Consider the following 4342-nt stretch of genomic DNA (forward strand, 5'->3'; position numbering starts at 1 on the left):
GAGGACCGCCGCCGCGCCGAGCTGCGCTCCGCCGAGCAGGCCGCCCGTGCCCGCCGGCGCGAGGAAGTGGCGCGGCTGAAGGCCTGGGAAAAGAGCCTCGTCGGCATCGAGGGCATCCCCGGCCTGCTGGGCTGCACGCCCAAGGAGGCGCTGCGCTGGGCCGGTGCCGGCCTGCTGCCGGTGGCGCGCAAGCAGCGCGAGCGCGGCGGGCGGGAGCGCTGGGAGTTCGACCCGGCCGAGATCATCCCGCTCAAGGGCGAGGTCGCGAGCTGGCGCCGTGCCGAGCAGGACGCCGCCGATGCCAAGGGCACCAAGCGGGGCGCGCCCACGCCGCTGACCCGCGTCGGCAATGCCGCCATCGCGCGCGTCGCGGCGCTGGACCGCTATGCCGCCCACTTCGCCACGGCGCGGGCGCTGAAGCGGCGCATCACGCTGGTCACCGGCCCCACCAACAGCGGCAAGAGCCATACCGCGCTGGACCGCCTGGCCAGCGCCGAGAATGGCTATGCCCTCGCGCCCCTGCGCCTGCTGGCGCATGAGTTCCGCGAGGCGCTGGGGCAGCGCGGCGTCGATGCCTCGCTGGCCACGGGCGAGGAACGCATCACCATCCCCGGCAGCAAGCACCTCGCCGCCACGGTGGAGATGTGCCCGCTGCACAACCCGGTGGATGTCGCCATCGTGGACGAGGCGCAGCTGCTGCACGACCGCGACCGCGGTGCCGCCTGGACCGCCGCCATCATGGGCGTGCCGGCGCGCGAGGTGTTCGTTCTTGGCGCCCCGGAAGCTATCCCGATGGTGGAGCGCATCGCCCAGCTTTGCGGCGACGAGCTCGAAAAGGTTTCGCTGGAACGCAAGGGCCCGCTGCGCGCCGCCACCAACCCGGTGGGGCTTTCCGAGCTGCGCCCGGGCGATGCGCTGATCGCCTTCTCCCGCCGCGACGTGCTGGACCTGCGGGCCGAGCTGGTGCGGCGCGGCCGGCGCGTGGCCGTGATCTACGGCGCGCTCTCGCCCGAGGTGCGCCGCGCCGAGGCCGCCCGCTTCCGCAATGGCGAGGCCGATATCGTGGTGGCGACGGATGCCATCGGCATGGGCCTGAACCTGCCGATCCGCCGCGTCATCTTCTCCACGCTGAAGAAATTCGACGGCGAGGGGCGGCGCGACCTGAACGCGCAGGAGATCAAGCAGATCGGTGGCCGCGCCGGGCGCTTCGGCAAGTATGAGGAAGGCGTGGTGGCCGTGCTGGCCGGCGCCGGCAGCCCCGACTTCGTGCGCCACCTGCTGCACAGCCCGCCGGCGCCGCCGGAGGAACTGCGCCCGCAGGTGCAGCCGGATGCCGATATCGTCCGCGCGGTGGCCACCGAGATCGGCTCCGACAGCCTCTTCGGCGTGCTGGCACGCATCAAGCGCGCGGTGCTGCGGCTGGACGACCCCAACTACCGCCTCGCCGACATGACGCAGGCCCAGGCCATCGCCTCGGCCATCGACGGCGTCGGCCTCTCGCTGATGGACCGCTGGACCTACGCGCTTTGCCCGGTGGATGAGCGCGACAACGGCATCCAGCGCCTGGCGCGTTGGGCGGTGGACCATGCCGCCGGCCGCGCCGTGGTGCCGCCCTCCGCCGGCCGCCTGCCGGCGCCGGATCAGGCAACGGGCGAGGAACTGCAGCGCGGCGAGAAGGTGCACAAGCGCCTCGTCGCCTGGCGCTGGCTGGCGCTGCGCTTCCCCATGGCCTACCCCGACTTCGAGCGGGCGGAAGCCGAGACGGCGCGGCTGGACAACTGGATCGAGGACGTGCTGCGGCAGCAGCGGCGCGGGCGCACGGCGTTGGCAGGGTAGGAGGAAGGTCGGGGGAATGAGTTCCCCCGAGCCCCCTTCTTCTTCGAGTTCAGGCGCTGGCCTGCCCGGCTGGCGGACTCGAAAACAAAAGATGGGGGTGCGGGGGAATTCCTTCCCCCGCGCTTCTCACGCCGCTTCCAGCTTTTCCTGTAGCTCCAGCCATTCTTCTTCCAACGCCGCCACCTGCTTGGCGATGGCGCCCTGGCGCTGCGTGGCCCAGGCGATGTCCTCGGGCTTGAAGCGGGCATAGGTATCCGGGTCGCCCAGCTTCTTCTCCAGCAGCGCCGATTCCTTTTGCAGCTTGGCCATCTCGGCCTCGATCTTGGTCACGCGCTGGCGCAGGGGCGCCAGGGCCTGGCGGTTCTCCGCGCGCTCCCGCCGTTCGTCGCGGCGGGTGGGGGTGGTGTCGGCCTGGGGGCCGCGGGCGGCGCGGGCGCGCTCGGCCAGCAGGGCGCGGTAATCGTCCAGGTCGCCGTCGAAGGGCGTGACGCGGCCCTCATGCACCAGCCAGAGCCGGTCGGCGGCCAGCGTCACCAGATGCGGGTCGTGGGTGATCAGCACCACGGCGCCGCCGAAATCCGCCAGCGCCTTCACCAGTGCCTCGCGCGCGTCGATGTCGAGGTGGTTGGTGGGCTCGTCGAGGATCAGCAGATGCGGGGCGTCGCGCGTGCAGAGGGCCAGCAGCAGCCGCGCCTTCTCGCCACCTGACAGCGAGCCGATCTTGGTGGTCGCCCGCTCCTCGTCCAGGCCGAAGCGGGCGAGCTGGGCGCGGCACTGCGTCTCGGTGGCCTTGGCGCCGAGCGCGTCCTGCATGTGGGTGAGGGGGGTGCCGGAGAGGTCCAGTTCCTCCGCCTGGTGCTGGGCGAAGTAGCCGACCTTCAGGCGGCGGTCGCGATGGATCTCGCCCCGCATCGGCTCCAGCCGCCCGGCCAGCAGTTTTGCCAGCGTGGACTTGCCGTTGCCATTGGCGCCCAGCAGGGCGATGCGGTCTTCCTGGTCCAGCCGCAGGTCGAGGCCGTGCAGGATGGCGCGGCCGTCGTAGCCGACATCGGCGCGGGAAAGGGCGACGATGGGCGGCGCCAGTTCCGTGGGCTCGGGGAAGGCGAAGCGGGTGGGGGCGTCCTCCACCACGGATTCGATGGCCGGCAGCTTTTCCAGGGCCTTCAGGCGGGACTGCGCCTGCCGGGCCTTGGTGGCCTTGGCGCGGAAGCGGTCCACGAAGGACTGCATATGGGCGCGCTGCGCCGCGATCTTCTCGTTCTGCGCCTGCTGCTGGGCGGCGCGCTCGGTGCGGATACGAACAAAGTTGTCGTAGGCGCCGGGGTAGAAGGTAATCTTCTGCTTATCGAGATGCGCGATGCCGTCCACCCCGCGCTCCAGCAGCCCTCGGTCATGGCTGACCACGATGGCGGCGCCGGGAAAGCGCGCCAGCCAGCCTTCCAGCCAGATGGTGGCTTCCAGGTCCAGGTGGTTGGTGGGCTCGTCCAGCAGCAGCAGGTCGGGCTCCAGGAAGAGCGCGCGGGCGAGCGCCACGCGCATGCGCCAGCCGCCGGAATATTCGCCCACCGGCCGCGCCTGGGCCGCCGCGTCGAAGCCCAGGCCCGCCAGCACCGTGGCGGCGCGGGAAGGGGCGCTGTCGGCGCGGATGGCGATCAGCCGCTCATGGATCTCGCCGATGCGGGCGGGGTCGGTGGCTGTTTCCAGTTCAGTGAGAAGGGCAGCGCGCTCGGTATCCGCTTCCAGCACCGTGTCCAGCAGGTTCTGCGGACCGCCAGGGGCCTCCTGCGCCACATGGGTCATGCGGGCGCGGGCGGCCAGGCGGATCTCGCCGCCATCCGGCTGGATCTGGCCGGTGATGGCGCGCAGCAGGGTGGACTTGCCGGCGCCATTGCGCCCCACCAGGCCGATCTTGCGGCCAGGGTCCACCATCAGCTCCGCGCCTTCCAGCAGCGGGCGCCCGGCGATGCGGATGGTCAGGTCACGGATGGCGAGCACGGTCATGCCGGGCCTTTAGCAGGAAGGGCCGGGCCGAGACAGGATGATGAAACAGGATGATACCATTGTGCCCGGCCACCCCCAGCGCGCCCGCCGGCCGCCTGTGCTAGGGATGCGGTGAGACCGCCCGAGGACCCATCCTGCATATCGCCCCGCCGCCACCGCCGAAGCCTGTCGCGCCCCCGGCCAGCCCCTCCTGGCGGCCGTCCCGGCGGCGCACGCGGCTGTGGTGGTGGATCGGCGGCTCCGCCCTGCTGCATGCCCTGGTGGCGGCGCTGTTGCTGCTGATGCCGCCGGAGAAGGAACTGGGCGAACCCGGTTCCGGCACCGAGGTGCCGGTGGTCTTCGAAAGCGGTGCCGGTGGCCCGCCGCTGCCGCAGCCGGAGGCACCGCAGAGCGCCCCTGGCGATCCTGAGCCTGTGCCGGCCCTGCCGGTGGTGCCCGACCTGCCGCCGACGCTGGAGCCGCCCAGCCTGCCCGCGCCACTGCCGCCCGGCCCCGTGGCGGAAGC

At 72.2% G+C, this 4342-nt stretch carries 2 protein-coding genes and 1 pseudogene; 2 read left to right on the forward strand and 1 reads right to left on the reverse strand.

Going from position 1 to position 4342, the window contains the following annotated elements; genetic code table 11:
• On the forward strand, window positions 1-1836 hold a 1836-nt coding region (locus IBL25_RS24670; RefSeq protein WP_187781111.1), incomplete at its 5' end, for a helicase-related protein.
• Between the two features lie 126 nt (window positions 1837-1962).
• On the opposite strand, the gene IBL25_RS24675 is transcribed toward IBL25_RS24670, so the two are convergent.
• Window positions 1963-3837, reverse strand: a complete 1875-nt coding sequence (locus tag IBL25_RS24675) for an ABC-F family ATP-binding cassette domain-containing protein (RefSeq protein ID WP_187781112.1) — start codon at window positions 3835-3837, stop codon at window positions 1963-1965.
• 260 nt (window positions 3838-4097) lie between these two features.
• On the opposite strand from IBL25_RS24675, the pseudogene IBL25_RS24680 reads away from it, so the two are divergent.
• Window positions 4098-4342: pseudogene (locus IBL25_RS24680) on the forward strand (hypothetical protein); the annotation flags it as partial.

Origin of the sequence: Pseudoroseomonas ludipueritiae, assembly GCF_014490445.1 — a bacterium.
GTDB lineage: Bacteria > Pseudomonadota > Alphaproteobacteria > Acetobacterales > Acetobacteraceae > Pseudoroseomonas > Pseudoroseomonas ludipueritiae.